The 14,056-nt window shown below is 66.8% G+C and carries 15 protein-coding genes and 3 pseudogenes; 6 read left to right on the plus strand and 12 right to left on the minus strand.

Going from position 1 to position 14,056, the window contains the following annotated elements; all coding sequences use genetic code 11:
- Window positions 1-8: 8 nt before the first annotated feature.
- Complete coding sequence (locus O7542_RS03005; protein WP_281605659.1) at window positions 9-707, plus strand: hypothetical protein; 699 nt, start codon at window positions 9-11, stop codon at window positions 705-707.
- Here the strand turns inward: O7542_RS03005 and O7542_RS03010 are convergent.
- Window positions 667-1,083 carry a hypothetical protein gene (locus tag O7542_RS03010; protein WP_281605660.1) on the minus strand — a complete coding sequence of 139 codons (417 nt, stop codon included), beginning with the start codon at window positions 1,081-1,083 and terminating at the stop codon, window positions 667-669. The two genes, O7542_RS03005 and O7542_RS03010, sit on opposite strands and share 41 nt — an antisense overlap.
- Before the next feature lie 93 nt (window positions 1,084-1,176).
- Here O7542_RS03010 and O7542_RS03015 point away from each other — a divergent pair.
- Window positions 1,177-1,650: pseudogene (locus O7542_RS03015) on the plus strand (transposase family protein); the annotation flags it as partial.
- A gap of 7 nt (window positions 1,651-1,657) precedes the next feature.
- Here the strand turns inward: O7542_RS03015 and O7542_RS03020 are convergent.
- From O7542_RS03020 to O7542_RS03040, 6 genes are all read right to left on the minus strand, one after another.
- Entirely contained in the window at window positions 1,658-1,870 is a 213-nt protein-coding gene (locus tag O7542_RS03020; RefSeq protein WP_281605661.1) for a hypothetical protein, read from the minus strand.
- Window positions 1,871-2,066: 196 nt separating this feature from the next.
- On the minus strand, window positions 2,067-2,681 hold the full coding sequence (locus O7542_RS03025; protein ID WP_281605662.1) for a hypothetical protein: 615 nt from the start codon (window positions 2,679-2,681) through the stop codon (window positions 2,067-2,069).
- Between the two features lie 290 nt (window positions 2,682-2,971).
- Window positions 2,972-3,421: an acyltransferase gene (locus O7542_RS30505; RefSeq protein ID WP_348651587.1), complete on the minus strand. Its 450-nt coding sequence runs from the start codon at window positions 3,419-3,421 to the stop codon at window positions 2,972-2,974.
- A 1,375-nt stretch (window positions 3,422-4,796) separates the two neighbouring features.
- Window positions 4,797-5,549: a hypothetical protein gene (locus O7542_RS03030; RefSeq protein ID WP_281605663.1), complete on the minus strand. Its 753-nt coding sequence runs from the start codon at window positions 5,547-5,549 to the stop codon at window positions 4,797-4,799.
- Between the two features lie 88 nt (window positions 5,550-5,637).
- Window positions 5,638-6,705, minus strand: a complete 1,068-nt coding sequence (locus tag O7542_RS03035; RefSeq protein WP_281605664.1) for a hypothetical protein — start codon at window positions 6,703-6,705, stop codon at window positions 5,638-5,640.
- A gap of 593 nt (window positions 6,706-7,298) precedes the next feature.
- Entirely contained in the window at window positions 7,299-7,505 is a 207-nt protein-coding gene (locus O7542_RS03040; protein WP_073831958.1) for a hypothetical protein, read from the minus strand.
- 121 nt (window positions 7,506-7,626) lie between these two features.
- Between O7542_RS03040 and O7542_RS03045 the strand changes: the two genes are divergently transcribed.
- Window positions 7,627-7,845: a hypothetical protein gene (locus O7542_RS03045; RefSeq protein ID WP_174534594.1), complete on the plus strand. Its 219-nt coding sequence runs from the start codon at window positions 7,627-7,629 to the stop codon at window positions 7,843-7,845.
- Between the two features lie 28 nt (window positions 7,846-7,873).
- Here O7542_RS03045 and O7542_RS03050 read toward each other — a convergent pair whose 3' ends face one another.
- Window positions 7,874-8,332: a hypothetical protein gene (locus O7542_RS03050; RefSeq protein WP_281605665.1), complete on the minus strand. Its 459-nt coding sequence runs from the start codon at window positions 8,330-8,332 to the stop codon at window positions 7,874-7,876.
- Between the two features lie 74 nt (window positions 8,333-8,406).
- Between O7542_RS03050 and O7542_RS03055 the strand changes: the two genes are divergently transcribed.
- On the plus strand, window positions 8,407-9,234 hold the full coding sequence (locus O7542_RS03055) for a GNAT family N-acetyltransferase (RefSeq protein WP_281605666.1): 828 nt from the start codon (window positions 8,407-8,409) through the stop codon (window positions 9,232-9,234).
- On the opposite strand, the gene O7542_RS03060 is transcribed toward O7542_RS03055, so the two are convergent.
- Together O7542_RS03060 and O7542_RS03065 are read right to left on the minus strand one after the other, a co-directional pair.
- Window positions 9,154-9,711 carry a hypothetical protein gene (locus O7542_RS03060; protein WP_281605667.1) on the minus strand — a complete coding sequence of 186 codons (558 nt, stop codon included), beginning with the start codon at window positions 9,709-9,711 and terminating at the stop codon, window positions 9,154-9,156. The two genes, O7542_RS03055 and O7542_RS03060, sit on opposite strands and share 81 nt — an antisense overlap.
- Window positions 9,712-9,819: 108 nt before the next feature.
- Window positions 9,820-10,578, minus strand: a complete 759-nt coding sequence (locus O7542_RS03065) for an XRE family transcriptional regulator (protein WP_281605668.1) — start codon at window positions 10,576-10,578, stop codon at window positions 9,820-9,822.
- 468 nt (window positions 10,579-11,046) lie between these two features.
- Between O7542_RS03065 and O7542_RS30510 the strand changes: the two are divergent.
- Window positions 11,047-11,394: pseudogene (locus O7542_RS30510) on the plus strand (hypothetical protein); the annotation flags it as partial.
- Window positions 11,391-11,609, plus strand: a pseudogene (locus tag O7542_RS30515) (hypothetical protein); the annotation flags it as partial. The pseudogenes O7542_RS30510 and O7542_RS30515, both read left to right, overlap by 4 nt.
- A gap of 25 nt (window positions 11,610-11,634) precedes the next feature.
- On the opposite strand, the gene O7542_RS03075 reads toward O7542_RS30515, so the two are convergent.
- Window positions 11,635-12,144, minus strand: a complete 510-nt coding sequence (locus O7542_RS03075) for a hypothetical protein (protein WP_043329229.1) — start codon at window positions 12,142-12,144, stop codon at window positions 11,635-11,637.
- A 137-nt stretch (window positions 12,145-12,281) separates the two neighbouring features.
- A complete protein-coding gene (locus O7542_RS03080) occupies window positions 12,282-13,997 on the minus strand; it encodes an ABC-F family ATP-binding cassette domain-containing protein (RefSeq protein ID WP_281605669.1) in 1,716 nt (571 codons plus the stop codon).
- Between the last annotated feature and the right edge of the window lie 59 nt (window positions 13,998-14,056).

Here is a 14,056-nt window from a genome sequence, read left to right on the forward strand (position 1 = left end):
TTGGCTGCGTGGAGTACGACGTGGGGCTACGCCGAATCGCTGAAGGCACCCGCAAGGCTGCCTTGACGCTGGGCGACGAAGCGGGGAACGCCGCCATCTCTGGCTGGGCGTACGAGATGCGGGCGTGGTACGCGCTCACTCAGGGCGATTATCGAGGCGTGATTGCAGCCGCCGAGGCCGGCGAAGCAGTAGCAGCGCACGACGGGGCGGCGGTCCAGTTGACGGCGCAGCGCGCCAAGGCTTGGGCGCGGCTCGGCGACAGGCGGCAGGTCGAAGCGGCGCTGGACAAGGGCCGATCATTGCTGGAGTCGCTGCCGTACCCGGAGGACACCGATCATCACTTCGTGGTGGACCCGGCGAAGTTCGACTTCTACGCGATGGACTGCTACCGCATCGCCGGTGAGGACCGTCTCGCGGAGATGTACGCCCGTGAGGTCATCCGTTCGTCTACGGACCCGGACGGGACCGAGCGCAAGCCCATGCGCAACGCCGAAGCCCGGATCACGCTCGGCGTCGTGGCGGCGCGCAGCGGGGACCTCGACCAGGCGGTGTCCTACGGTCGCAGGGCCTTGGAGGGAGATCGCAAGTCCTTGCCATCGCTGCTGATGTGCTCTAAGGAACTGGCGACGCAGCTCCGCCGGGTGAGGTGTGACAGGACGGCCGCCGTCACTCCAAGCCGAAGTCGGCGGGCCTTTCGGCAGCTTTGACTCTGAACGCCCTCGTCAGGGCCCCGCCCTGAGGGCCCAGGAGAGTTTCCAGATCATCGTGCCTGGACCCGGCGTGGTAAATCTCCAAGTCGTGCTCAATGAGGTCTGCTACCAGCTCGGCGAGGTCCGCCAATCCGAAGTACTGCATCGCGTCCATGGCGCGTTTCAGACGGAAGGGCTCGTTCACCTCGACAGCGAAGCCCAAGCCACCGCTCATCGCTGAGTTGTAGACACGCAGCAGGTACGAAAGCTGCACGATGCCTCGCGGAATACCTTCGGGAGCCTCGCCGTCAGCGCCGTAGTCAGCGGCATCGTTCCAGATGATCTGTAGTACATCCAGTCCGGCGGGCCTCCAAACCTCCTCCGCCTCATCCACGGCGCCCCCGAGTCCCAAGCGAGCGACTTGTGTCATGAGGTCGAGGTCGGATCACAGACGCACGGTACGGGGCGGGCATCCTTGCCGGTCGGCGGCACGCTGATTCCCATCGACCGGGTCGCTGACCAGCGGCCCTACTACTCCGGTAAGCACAAGCGCCACGGGGTGAACGTGCAGGTCCTGGCCGATCCGGCCGGGCGGTTGGTCTGGGCGTCGGCCGCGCTGCCCGGCGCGGTCCACGACCTCACCGCCGCCCGCGCCCACGGACTGATCGACGCGCTGACCAGCGCAAACGTGCTGACCTTCGCGGACAAGGGCTATCAGGGAGCCGGCGGAAGCGTGCGCACGCCGTTCAAGCGCCACCGATACCGACCGAAGCTGTCCCGTCGCCAGCGGGCCGTCAACCGTGGTCATGCCCGGCTCCGCGCCCGCGGCGAACGAGCCATCGCCACGCTGAAGACCTGGAAGATCCTGACCAAGCTGCGTTGCTGTCCCCGCCGCGCTACGGCGATCGTGAAGGCCATCCTCGTCCTGCACCGCGCCGAGACCAGCCGCTACTCAGGATGAAAACGGCTCATTGAACGTGCCCCGCGCAGTGGTCGTGTCCCCGGCTGGCTTCGGCGGTCACGGACATCCCGGCGACCAGTACATCGACGAAGTAGTCCTCACCATCGCCAACTACGGCGGGAACGCGATCCGCAATGTAGCGGCGGTCGCCGCTCTGCCTAATGACGGACCCCGCATAGTTCTTCGACGCATTCCGGTGATCGGACCAGGTGTAGAACATCAGATCCGTGAGCGTTCTAGGCCAGCGGTTCTGCCCTACCCCGCAGTTGAGGAGGCGCTCAAGTTTGGCGCCGCAGCCTCGCCCTGATCCGCTAAGGCCCCGTCATGACGCTCATGGGTAGGTATGGCGGGCGACGGAGCGCGCGGCTGACTATCGACAGCAACGGGTGGTCAGGACGAGGACAGCGGCCAGCGGTTCAGCACGAACAGCCGACCGAGGTCATGGACGGCGGGACGGACGCCGTCGGACCAAGCGCCCAGAACTTGTAAGCGAGAGGTCGTCCTGGCGGTAAGAGGTTGGCCGCGAGGTCCTCGCGCTCCTCGGGGGTCATCTCTTGGTATGCGGTCCAGAAGGCCTGCAAGGGTGCTGTCAGCGTGGTGCCGTAGGTGTCGCTGGTGGCTTCCTGGCGGAGGGTGAGCTGGCCTTCCTGGACTGCGGTGGCCACTCGCGGAGTAGCGGGTCGGTGCCGCGGGCGAGCTGGTCCAGGACGTGGCGCAGAGCTTGGCTGCGCTTCTCGTCGCCGCCCGTGATGTCGTCCAGGTCGTCCATAACCATAACGCCGCTGCCCGGCGAGGGGGTGGTCGTAGTGACCGCCGTCGGGAAGGGAGGGGAGGGCGACGGTGTCGAGGTCGCTGAGTTCGCGGGTGAGGGCGGTCCGGCAGATGAGGACGGTGGCGGCGATCTGTTGGCAGAGCTTGGTCGCTTCGCCCCAGAGCCGGAACATGTTGGCGGCTTCGGCGGCGGCGACGCCGTAGCCGACGAGCGCCCCGACGCCGGTTTCGGACGTGACGGTGCCGGCGGCGGCAGCCACCCGGCGATGATGCTGGCGTCGATGAAGCTCTTGACGACACCGCCGAGGTCTTCACCGGCGGACCAGACGGCGTCGGCCATGTCCCGGTATGCCGTGCTGATGGCGGACAGGGGGTGTGGAGGTCGACTGTGGCATTCGCGGTGGTGGTGAAGTAGCGGAAGGCTCCGTCGCCGGCGATGCCCTGCGAGAGGGGGCGCAGGGTGGTGGCGCCCCGGGCGGTACCAGTCCCGGCCTGTGCAGCTTCCGAGATCGAGGGTTCTGTTCCTGGCTCGGATCGCCGTACCGCCGAGCTAGTCGCGACGATCGAGCCTGCTGCCAATTACCCTGGCCGGTACTCCTGCCGCAATGGACATATCGGGGATCGAGCGGTTCACCACCGATCCAGCACCGACTACAGCCCCTCGGCCAATGGAAACGCCCTTCAAGACCACGACATGAGCTCCAAGCCATGAGCCCTCGCCGATCCGTATGGGTGCAATCGCATGCCCTTGGCCACGAACCGGCCGTTCGGGATCATCGAACCTGTGATCTCCTGAGTTGATGACAACATAAGGCCCGATCAGGACGTCTGGTTCGATGGTCACGGCTCCGGGTGCAGTAATGAAGGTGCCCCGATTGAGTACGACGCCTTGACCAATTTCAACGTTCCATGGGTAGTGAATCGCTACGAGGGGGTAAAATCGCCGGCGGCCGCCCAGAAGGCTAAGCGTCTCCTCGTAGAATGCCTGGCGAAGAGCCATATGGGGCTCGACAGCACTTTTGATAGACAATCGATACTGCGTCCTATGCCATCGAGGTGATCCCACTCGCAGCGTGGAGTACCACAACCGCCTCACCAGATTGACCCTGACCCGCGTGAGGGAACCAGTGGCCCTTGCGGCCAGCCGATTAAGCGCGGAGGACGACGAATAGTAGGCCTCGATTTCCTTGCGCAACTCAATATTCCAGTGAAGGCCGCTGGAAAGAGTTTAGGGAGGGTGAAACCGTGAGCGTCAACCATAGAGCGCATGCAGCCTCGATACGGGCTAGGTCAACGAGGGCGGCCTCCGCCGATCTTCCGAGCACATACAAGCCATGCCCGGCCTCAAAGAATGCGGCACCCCGGGTTTCAAGCGACCGTCGCCATACCGGGGCAAGCTGCTGTATCTCGCCGACGAGGCGGCCGGAAACCCATGAACGAGCGTCCTCGGACGCAGTAGCGGAACCGCCTAGTCCTAGCACTGGTATCTGACCCAACGGAGCTGTGGGAGGCAACACCGGCAAGAAACTATCGATCAGGCATGAGACCTGAAACGATGCCTTGGCATGCGTGTGCACGATGGCGTTTACGCCAGGTACAAGACGGTATATTTCTTGGTGGAGAGAAATGCCGATGGGCGCGCGTTGCTTGTGGTGCAGCGAACGGTCGTCAACGTCGACGGGAACTGCGTCGGTTGCTCCGATTCGCCAAAGACGCCGGGCGCTTCCACCGGGCGAAACCAGGAACTTCGCATCTCCTGACCGAATGGACACTGCCCCACCCGTCCAGTCAAGAAGGCCCTCCTCGCGAAGCAGCGCTATCGTGTCGGCTAACCGAACCGTCGCGTCATCCATCGAGGTTCCTAGCGGATGCCGAGTCCTTTACGAACGCGCTGTACTGGAGGTAGCGCGTTGCCAACAGCTCAGTCAGCCGGGCCGTAACCTCGTCAAGCTGGGCCGGCGTGGGCGCCTCGACCACCCAGGCGGTAACCTCGGTCGAATGGGGAAATCGTAGAGCCTCTCCAAATGGCTGGGTGCTGGATCGCCTTGATCTACCGTAAATGTGAACGTGCATATGGGGACCCTGCGGAGTCGCCAGAGCCCAGTTCCCGTTCTCCTGATAGTTCTGCCACTCAGCCGCGAAAACCTCTTGCATAGCATCCGCGGCGAGCATCGAGCACAGTTGAACTGCGACGCTTTCCTCTAGGTCGAGACCACGACGGTCAGAGACGTGTCGAAGCGGAACGACGACTAGATGGCCCCCCTCAGATCCCGGAACGTGAGGGCGCTCGGGCGCGACAACGCGAACGGCGCCGACGGTAAGAAGGGTCCTATCACTATCTCGCTCACAGTACTTACATCCTTCAACGAATGGACTCATTCGGCAAGTGCCTTCCTAGTCGCGCCGACTTCACGCTCCGTATAAGCAAAGGATATTTCTGGGTCCTCTTCTAACTCCCTCGCAAGCCTGTCCGGGTCACGCGTAGCGGCAAACGAGCTGGGGGGTCCTGCAAGCGATTCCGCATATCGCGCAATATGAATGCCATAACCGGAGTCGGTACTTTCACGTATGTACGGAGAGGCTACGCCGGTTGCTTGATTGAGATAGGGGTGCCAGATACATTCGCTGTCTACGATCACGATGCCCGCTGTGGGCAACGAGTTCGCGATGTGTACTCTGAAGCGTGCACGTTGGTGTTCCGATAGGCCGGCGGCATAATGCGTCAGCGTGTTCAGCGTTCGAGCCGCCGTTAGTGACGGATGGGGCAAAGAGGAATACAACCTCCGCGGACGCTGGAGCAGGGAAGGCGACAGGGGATTCACGAGGACTAAATCGATCTGCACACCTCTGCCCAGTATCGCGTCATAGGTGCGCAAGGCCTGCTCGCTTGAAAAACTGGGAATGCTGAGTCCAACAACAAGGATGCGTCTCGTGGCCCTACTTAACTCCTGCACGACGTTCAACTCAAGCCGCGAGGAAGAGACTTTCCGCCCATCGCCATACCCTTCGAGAGCGATTGCCCGCCAGAGACCGACAAACGCCCCAATCGTAATGCTCGCCAAGACTAAAACGATATAGGTTAGAAGCCGCTTGGAGGAGTTTTCGACGGCAATCTTGAACGCATCCAAGGGCTCTAGCAGAGTCCAAAGGGCGCCGAAGGATGCTAGCGCGGTAGCTCCAATCGCAAGGAGTGCATTATATCGCCGATTCTTCACTTCAGAATTTCCCCTTCTGGAGCTTCAATTCGATGATTGGTTGAAGCTGGCGCAGTCGGGCGTCGGGAGAATCAGTCCACTTAGCGAAATGCGAGCCGACTTGGTCAAGCGTTGGAAAGCTGTCAAAGACTTGACTTGCGACGTCATACACGGCAGTCTCCCGTCTTTCTACCACGAAGGTCGAATGTCGCTCGACATACGAGATCCTGCCGGGTCGCGTCATTGCATTACCGGTTCCATGCGGTACCGCATAGATTGGCCCTTGTGGTGTTTCAATCACATTTGAGCAGTCCACCAGGAGAGCCGGCTGTCCGGGCGCAACCATGATCGGCACATCGGCAATCGGCAAACTTGAGGCGTAGCATCCAATCGCAAAACAACGGTCGCTGATCAACTCCATATGGGGCCGGTTGAATATGATGTTAGCGTCTGACGCGATTGCCATACAGATTATTTCTCGCTTTTTGTTTCCGAATTCTTCGGCCTGCTTTGCAAACTTCCGAAAGCCTTCTGCACTTCCGTCCTCGAATAGTGAAATCGAGCCGTGTGGCGTGTCGTAGGACGTCTTGGTAAGCGACTGTAGGGTATCTCGCAGCTCAGGAGCGGAGCAATGTAGAACGATGTAGTAGGTTCCTTCATCGTCACGATAGAAATTCAAAAAATGGTTTTTCCGGCCCGCGTCCCAGATGACTGGCCGTGAGTCCACTAATGGTGGTTTCTCGGCGAGGCCTGCCACTGACTCTACTAGTTCCTGGATGCGAGGAAGGGCCCTAACCTTTGCGACGAGGATCCCGCAGCCGTTCGACGGAAGTATGCCAGGCATAAAATGTGTATCGGGGGTTCCCCAGCCAAGAATGCCTCCAACCGGAAGCCCTTCCCGTATGCGCGCCTCGTTGAGCGAAGGCGAGAAGTCGGGCATCGCATGGAACCAAGTTGTTGCGGCGGAATGGTTTGCGCCCGATGGGTTGCAGACGTAGTCGAGTCGCCGGAGGAAGGTGTAGAGCCGTTCCTCGGCAAACCGGGTCGCTGCGGACGAAATGTAGTCCCCGGTGATGGCGGGATGGCGCACTGTAGCAATGTAGCGGCTACGGTCTGGCGCAGGCTAGCCGTGGTTGCGCCGGACTCAGATTCATCCGGGATCGAATGTAGACAAATAAGCCAAATCAATGCAGGGCGGGAGCCGCGGAGTGCACATGGCGAATCCACGCTTGGGCCGGATCATGTGAGGGCAGGCGGGAGACGACCGGTCGCCCGACGCGGGAGGGCCGCCGACAGGTGGCCTCACTCACCCGACGGGGGCGGCCGGCGCGCCCTGTTCGGCCGCACCGGGCCGCCCGAAGTTGACCCCAGGGCGACCCCAACCGGCTGCAAGCCGAGCACGACCGGCACGGCAGGCCAGCATGCCCCTGAGAGGTCAGAGGACCCCACCATGACCGAGAGGGAGTCCTCTTAATCTAATGGCCCGACGGATGCAGGGTGTAGCAACGCCCGTAGCAACGATGACGGTCGAAGGCGCACGACCACGTGCTACTGGCGGGTCGAAGGGAGACGGACCGGCCAGAGATGGACGCGGTCGCCACGCCGCCCAGAACTTACAAGCGAGGGGTCGCAGGTTCGAAACCTGCCGCGCCCACCATCAAATAAGCTGACCTGCCGGTGATGTCAGGCGCTCCAGCCACCTACGCCACCGCTGCCGGTGTTGCCGCCGTCCGTCCGGTTCCGATGGTCGTCGAGCCTGCGGCGGGCCTCCGCGGATGCCTGGAGGTCACGCACCTGGCCGCCGTCGACTGGTGTCTGCCGGGTACGGCGCCACAGTGCGACCGCGGCCACGGCCGCCGCGATGATGATCAGGACGATGAGCCAGCGCACTTGGACCTCCCTGGGTGAGATGCCTGCCCTCAGTGTGCGCAGCCGGTCAAGGGTGGTCCCAGGTCGCCGCGACGTGAACGAGTTGCCGCAGATCAGGCCCGGAGCCGTACCCTCCGGGGCTGTGGAACTGGACGACGCATCGCGGGGCAGGGCGCTGGCCCTCGTTCGAGAACTGCGCGACCCGGCCACTCCTGACGAGGAGACGGGGGCGAAGCTCGATGAGCTGGAGCGGATCGTGCGCTGCCCGCACGTCATCACCCTGATGTTCTTCAATCAGCCCGAGTTGACCGATGAGGAGGTGGTGGCGGAAGCCCTCGCGTACGAGCCGTTTGCCCTCTGAGCACTGCGCCACGACAGCGACGGTGCGGTCAGGCGGGATGATCGTGCAGGAACGACCGCGCCGCATCCTTCATGGCCGCCACCGCCTCCTCCGTCTGATCCGGCGCTGCGCCGCAATCGGCGTACAGGTGGAGGAAGCGGTAGCCCACCTCGCGCAGCTTTTCCGAGGGAGAGTAGGACGACTGCCAGTAGATCTCGTGCGCCAGGTCCTCGGGATCGCCCTCTCCGTCGATGATGCTCGCCGCTGCCGCCCGCATGAGGTGCAGCCGGGCGCCGCTCTCGTCAGGGACCGGCGAGCCGAGTTCCTCCATCGCCTGCCGGAACAGGTCGACGGCTTCCCGGGACTGGCCCTTCGACAGACCGGCGAGCTCCCGCAGGCTCGGCGAGTCGACACCACGGGCCAGAGCGTGCGCGGCTGCCATCGCCAGGTCGTCGCCGACCGGCTCGTCCATCGCCAGCCGGACGGCAAGGTCGCGCAGTCGCTCCATCCCCGAGAGGCTAGGCGGTGCGCGGGGCGTGCAGCCGGACAGCGGTCGAGGCGGCAGCCCGGGACAATGCGTCGATGGCTCGATCGGATGTGTCGCACCGCGTACAGGATCTCTGGGCCGGCCTCGCCGGTGTCGCCACCAGCTTCCCGGCGGACGGCGTGCGGGTGGTCGTCTCCGCCGGGTCGCGGCTGTGCCCGCCGGCCTGGGCCGGCATCGTGGTGCTGGGAGGATCAGGGATCGCCACCGCGCCGGACGCTGCCGCCGCCCGGTTCCTACGCGAATCGCTCATGGGACGGCCACTCCGGTCGGCCGTCGAGGACGGGCGGTGGGACGGGGAGCACGGCGTGATGGACGTGCTCGGTCCCGCCTCGCTGGCGTACCTCGACGAGCGTGAGTTCCGGCCGGAGACGGCGACCGCTGAGGTGGCCCGGTTGTCGCCGGGGCACCCGGACCTCGATCGGCTGGTCGCGGACGTTTCCGCGGATGACCTCGCGGAGAGCGGGATCGGTGAGATCACCTCTCCGGTGTTCGTCGTCCGGGACGGCGTACGAGTGGTGGCGGCGGCGGGGTACCACAACTGGCCACACGCGGTCGCTCATCTCTGCGTGCTGACCAGCTCTCGCTTCCGGGGCCGCGGGCTGGCCCGTGCGGTGGCGTCCGCCGCGGTCGCGGAGGCGCTTGCGAACCGGCTGCTGCCGCAGTGGCGCGCACGCCCCGAGCCCTCACGACGGGTCGCTCGCCGGCTCGGCTTCCGCGAACTCGGAGCCCAGGTGAGCATCAGGCTGGCGGCGTCCGCCCTCGGGACGCGGCCACCCGACGGGTCAGCGGATGCCCGCCTCGTGGAGCCGCCGGGTGGCGTCGGGGTCGATGCTGGTCCGCACGAGCGAACCGGGCGCGTCTGACGATCCGGTGCTGAACGCGGCCACCAGCAGCACGACGACCAGCACCGGCATCAACAGCGTCCGAACCAGCATGGCCCAGCACGCCTTCAGGCCGATCCGGCTGCCGTCCCTGGCCCGTACGAGCTGGGTGCCGGTGAGCAGCGCGCCGAGCGCGCGGCCGTTGCCGTAGCAGAGGCCGTAGAGCAGCGGCACCACCACGAGCAACGAGAGGCTCGCCCCGGCGGCGAAGTTGTCGGACAGGGTGACCGCGCGGTCCACCAGGGCCAGGGCGACGACGCCCGCCCCGACACCGAACAGGAACACCGTGAAGTCGACGAGCCAGGCCATGATCTGTGCCCCGGTGCCGGCCCGGACGTACAGGCCGCCGTTGCCGAACGTCGCGATCCGCTTTGCCTTCCGGGGGCCGAGTACGTGCTCCGCCTGCGCCTGGGCGGCTTCCAGTCGGGTCAGTGGGTGGCCCGTGGCGCGGACTGTCACAGCGCTCTCCTGTTGTGTCGGGGGCACCGGGCGTTTCGCTGGATCCGGACGCCGTGCCGTGTTGTACCCCGAGTGCAGAGTAGTCGGCGCCAGAACAAGGCCACGGCGCTATGTCGCTGAGGTGTTGTACCGGTCCAGCGTCGCCTTGGAGGTCGAGGCGTCGCGGAAGACAAGCTCCCACGGGCCGGTGTTCACGTCCATGTCCTTGCCGAACCCGACCCACTTTCCGGCCATCCGCCGGCCCGTCGGCTCGGCCAGGAGTTGGATCGCTCCGTGATAGCGGGCGCCTCGGTAGTAGCCGGCCGGGTCGGTCTGCTCCACCCAGGTGCCGGTGACGACGGCACCGTCCACGGTCAGGTCCAGCGACAGAGATGAGGACGCCGATCCGGGCAGGCTGCGGGCGGTCAGCCTGTCACCGTGCTGCAGCAGGACGACGAAGTGCTGTCCGGCGAAGGATTCCTCCCGGCCGCTGGAGTAGTACTGGTAGCGGCTGAGCCACACGCCCTCGTACGACCTGTGCGCCGTGCTGGGCTTGGCAGCCGGCGTCGGCGTGGCCAGGTTCGATACGGGTGAGGTCAGGTCGTGGCCACCCTGCTGGTCGTCGGCCACGTGCCCACCGGGCACCGCGGCGAAGCCGAGCAGTGAGATGGGCAGGCCGGTGACGACTTCCAGCGCGCGGGCGTAGACGGGGCGCGGTGCGGCGATCGCACCGGACTCCCATCGCTGGACGAGTCGCTTGTTGGCGTCGTTGGGCTCGCCGACGCGGTGGCCCGCGGCTTGGAGCGCGCGGGCGAAGTCGTCCTGGCTCATGCGCATCCCGGTACGGACGCCGCGGAGAACCGTGTTGGGGGCGGTCATGCCCTCCACGATAGTGCTGTGTCGCCTCAATGTCGCCACCTATGTGGTCGGATTGTCGGCTCTTGTGCCGTCGCGATCGGTGACACCCGGACGTCACTGTGGACAGGCGACGGCAGAGGCCGCCGCGTTTTCCCTGGCGGAGGTGAAGATGCCGAGCACTGGCGACGAACCGTCGGTGAGCCGGAGCGAACAGATCCGCGCGGTGGGCCGACGGGCGACAAAGAGGCGACCTCTGACCACTGCTGAGGCGGCTTGCGGCGAAGGTGTCGGTTGGCTCGGCACCGCACTGTCCCGGTTCGAGATCCTGATGCTCCTGCGGCGGCGCGTCGGTCGGTGCCTGTCGCCGTCGGCGGTTTCCGGCATCGGTGAGCGCATCCAGGCGATGGAGCAGGAGATCGCCAGACGCCGTTTGCTGGACCAGGCGCGAGGCGGGCAACGGTCCCCGGACGGCGACGCCTCGCGGGAACGCCGCGTCTCGTACGACACGTACCTGTCGGCCGCCGCGTTGACGTTCGCCCGGCGGCATCGGCCGGTGTGGTGCTGGCGGCGGTGGAGACGGGTTTGCTGGTGCGGAGCCGAGCTGCCCTGTCATTCGCGGCATCGGCTTCCGATCAATCGTGGTCACTGGCCACAGGCGAGCGACAAGTGATCGCCGGGCCGGAGGAGATGATCCTCGCGGTACACGTGCGGGGACTCGACGGCATGTGTGCCGGGCGCCGGGCGTGGTGGGCACGGCTCACGCCGTACCCGTGCTGGCAGGCGGAATGGGCGACGAGTCGGCAGGCGCGGGCGATCACCGCGCGGTTCCTGGAGGGTGCGCGGTGACCACCCACGGTCCGGTCATGCCGGTCTGGAGCTGCGGCGGCTGCGACCTGCCGTGGCCGTGCCCCACTCGCAGGCGTGAGCTGCGGGCGGAGTACGCCGGCGCGCCGGTGTCACTGGCTCTGTATCTCGGCGCCTATCTCGTGCAAGCCTCCGAGGACATGCCCTGGGCGCCTGCCGGTGCGCTGCACCGCCGCTTCGTCGGGTGGACCCGGGAGGCGGGTCCGCAGGGGCGGTGACTGCTCAGAGTCGTCGCTCCCGCAGCCGCCGCCGGAACCGCATCCACTCGGCCGGTACGACGAGGCAGCCCGCCACCGCGGGCGGCACGGTCACCAGGAAGTCCGGCCACCGCCAGATGGGCGCGTCCGCTTCCCTCAGGTGGGTGGGGTGCCGGGGGTCGTACCGGACCGCTATCACGTCGCCCGCGGCCGGCCGGTGCACCGGGTTCTCCAGGATCGCCGTCGCGCCCACCGGCCCTGACAGGTAGACGACGTTCAGGGACTTGCCGGGCCCTTCGTAGTTGGCGCGCACCACCTGGGCGTCGCCGATCCGGCCTCTGGTCTCCAGCATGCGGTTCTCCCACACCTGCCACCCGGCGAAGGTCAGGAACAGCGCGGTGAACAGGGACGTGACGAGCAGCCAGAGACCGGCTGTCAGCACGGTCGCCCCCTCGCCCCGTAGCAGGCCGAGGACGACCTCCTCGTAGCGCGAGGGGCGGCTGACGGGGCCGGCGCCCGCTCCGTCGACAGACATCCCGCCGCTCCTTCGCCGACTGCCCCGGACATCCACGGTAGCCAGCGCGCCCAGCCCGGTGGGGTATAGGTGACGAGAAGTCGATATGACTGAGAGGCATAAATAAATATACCTCTCAGTCATATCGCTCGAAGCACTCAGTCTTCCGGCCGGGCATCACCCTCCGTGACAGAACGGCCTGGCGCCGCCGGGGCGGTGAGCGACAGCGTGGGCCACGCCGCCAGGTCGTGGAGCATCTGCCGGTCGTGGGTGGCGACCACCACCGCGGCCCTCGTCGTCAGCAGGGCGGCGGTGAGGTCGTCGACCAGCGGCGCGGACAGGTGGTTGGTGGGTTCGTCGAGGATCAGCAGGTCGGGACGTTCGGCCAGGCGCAGCGCCAGGTTCAGCCGCCGTTGCTGTCCGTGCGACATCCGGCCGACGGGGGTACGCCGGGCCTCGGCGTCGAGCAGGTTCGTCGCGCTCAGCGGCAGGGCCGTGCCGGAGCCGACGCGCCCGGCGGAGCGCAACCGGCCCACGTGCTGCTCGTACAGGTCGTGGGCGAGCAGCGCCGGTGGCCAGTCGGGCACCTCCTGACCGAGGTACGCGACGCGCGCCCCGGACAGGTGCCGGACCTCCCCGGTCGACGGCATGAGGTCACCGGCCAGCACGGAGAGCAGCGTCGACTTGCCCGCGCCGTTGGGTCCGGTCACCAGCAGGCGGTCCCCGCCGTCGAGCGTGAGCGTGACCGGGGTACGCAGGCGCCCGGCCACCGTCACGTCGTGGCAGCGCAGGATCGGCAGTCCGGGACGGGTGTCCAGCGGTGGCCAGCGCAGCGGCTGCGGTGGCTGCGGCACGGTGACGCGGTGCGCGTCGAGCGCCTCCTGCCGGCGGCGCAGCGCCTGGACCAGTCCGGGCGCGCGGGACTGGCGCTGGTGCTTGCCGTGTCCCTTCTCCGGCCGCCAGCCGGTGCTGAGGCGGTCCCGCGCCTCCCGTACCCCGTCGGCCAGCCGCTGGTGCTCGGCCTGCTGCGCCTCGTGGTCGCGTACCCAGTGCGCGAAGTCGCGGCGGCGCCCGTCCTGCCAGGCGGCGTAGTCCCCGGCGTAGCGGCGCGGGCGCCCGTCCGCGCTGGGGTCGAGGTCCAGGAACTCCGTGGCGACGTCCCGCAGCAGGGCGCGGTCGTGGGTCACCAGCACGATGCCGCCCGGGTGGTCGCGTAGCCGGGCGGTGAGGAAGGCCAGGCTGTCCGCGTCGAGGTGGTTGGTCGGCTCGTCCAGCATCAGCAGGTCCACCCGCGCTCCCAGCAGGCATGCCAGCCGGACCCGGTAGCGCTGGCCGACGGACAGCGTGGCCAGTTCCCGGTCCCGGTCCGGGCAGGCGTCGAGGCCGGCCAGCGCCACGTCGACGCGCCGCTGCGCGTCCCAGGCGTCCAGCCGGGTCGCCGCGTCCAGGGCGGCGGCGTACGCGTCGTCCGCGCCCGCCCGGCCCTCGGTGAGCGCGATCGCGGCCTCGTCGAACGCCCGCAGCGCGCGTTCGGACTCCCGGATCGCCTCCCGGACGAGCGTGCCCACGGTCTCGCCGTGGCGCGACTCCAGGTTCTGCCGGGCGACGCCGATCGTGCCCAGCCGTTCCACCACGCCCTGGTCGGGAGCGATGAGGCCGGCCAGCACGTGCAGCAGCGTGGTCTTGCCGCGGCCGTTCTCGCCGACGACCGTCAGGCGGGAACCGGCGGAGACGGTCACGCTGACGTCGGACAGCACGACCCGGCCGCCGAGTACGACGCGGACGCCGTCGGCCCGCACGTGCGCCCGGTGCCCGGCGGGCAGCGAACCGCCCGAGGTGGATGGGAAGGAAGGAATGTTGTCGAGGTTGTGCACAGTCCGCTCTTCGGCTCGTCATGGAGCCGGGCAGCGCGAGGACACCGCCCGGCGGGAAC

The sequence above is a fragment of the Micromonospora sp. WMMC264 genome, from assembly GCF_027497275.1.
GTDB lineage: Bacteria > Actinomycetota > Actinomycetes > Mycobacteriales > Micromonosporaceae > Micromonospora > Micromonospora chalcea.

Bases quoted from the DNA above. Each gene is read 5' to 3' on its own strand.
- O7542_RS03055 (WP_281605666.1), top strand. From the start codon at position 8,407: ATGGCTCGATCGGATGTGTCGCACCGCGTACAGGATCTCTGGGCCGGC.
- O7542_RS03050 (WP_281605665.1), bottom strand. From the start codon at position 8,332: ATGGAGCGACTGCGCGACCTTGCCGTCCGGCTGGCGATGGACGAGCCG.
- O7542_RS30505 (WP_348651587.1), bottom strand. From the start codon at position 3,421: ATGGCTCTTCGCCAGGCATTCTACGAGGAGACGCTTAGCCTTCTGGGC.
- O7542_RS03075 (WP_043329229.1), bottom strand. From the start codon at position 12,144: ATGTCTGTCGACGGAGCGGGCGCCGGCCCCGTCAGCCGCCCCTCGCGC.
- O7542_RS03020 (WP_281605661.1), bottom strand. From the start codon at position 1,870: ATGTTCTACACCTGGTCCGATCACCGGAATGCGTCGAAGAACTATGCG.